Origin of the sequence: Nocardia amamiensis, assembly GCF_015477605.1 — a bacterium.
Classification (GTDB): domain Bacteria; phylum Actinomycetota; class Actinomycetes; order Mycobacteriales; family Mycobacteriaceae; genus Nocardia; species Nocardia amamiensis_A.
In genome coordinates this window covers 1-991 of record NZ_JADLQX010000170.1, presented here as the reverse complement: position 1 = coordinate 991, position 991 = coordinate 1, and the positions used below count along the sequence as shown (strand labels likewise).

At 69.0% G+C, this 991-nt stretch carries 1 protein-coding gene; it reads left to right on the top strand.

Annotated features, from left to right (window positions below):
* On the top strand, positions 1–951 hold a 951-nt coding region (locus IU459_RS37295; RefSeq protein WP_324199182.1), incomplete at its 5' end, for a helix-turn-helix domain-containing protein.
* Between the last annotated feature and the right edge of the window lie 40 nt (positions 952–991).

The following is a 991-nucleotide window of genomic DNA, read 5'->3' as shown; positions in this document are numbered from 1 at the left end:
CTGCGGATGCTGACCGACGATCTGGACCGCGGCGCTCATACCACCGACGTCACCCTCGCCTCCGGCATCGTGGTTCGCGCTCGTCTGGCACAGATTGCCGGGGCCGGCGGCGGCACCCTGTTCCACTTCGAACCGATCGACTCACACGGCGCCCGTCCCACGCGGCTCACCGCGCAGCGGGACGTCGAGGCCACGACGCGCACAGGGCCCATCTTGGTCGCAGGCGCCCGCGGCACCGGGCGCAGCACCGAGGCGCGCAGGCTCGCCCGAGAGGACACGGTGGAGTTCCGCAGCGGCGCCGATGTCGCCGTCGAGGGCGAGGGAACGTGGGTGAAGCTGCTGCGTGAACGGCTCGACCAACCCAGCGGCACGCTGTGCGTGGACAATATCGACCTCCTGCCGGAACCGCTGGCCGACGTCCTCACCGAGGCTATCTCCACCGGCCGTGGCCCGCGGCTGATCCTTACTTCGCCGCCGGTGTCCGAGCTGCGCGGCGCGCATGCCGCGTTGGCCGCGGTGTGCCTGCATCGGGTGGAGATGCCTCCGCTGCGCAACCGGGGACCCGAACTCGCGTCGATCGCGGAACGCCTGGTGCGGGAACTGGATCCCGCCGCGCACATACGATTGTTGCCGAGCGTGATCGAAGTCCTTGCCGCCCAGTCATGGCCGGGGAATCTGCACGAGCTCAAGGCCGTCCTGGCGCACGTGGTGCGGCATCGGCGCGCAGGCGACGTGACCGTCGGCGATCTGCCCAAGCCCTACCGCCTGGCTTCACGCGTGCGGCGGCTGTCCGGCCGGGAGCGTGCCGAACTCGAGGCCATCATCGAAGCCATGCGCCGCCACGACGGGAACAAACTCAAGGCGGCGCAAGATCTGGGCATCAGCCGCACCACTTTGTATGCCAGGCTCAAGGCATTGCGGATCACCGACGGCGGACTGTCCATTTCCTGAACACTTCGCAGCCGCGTCGCGTCCCTAGCGTTGGTGTAGT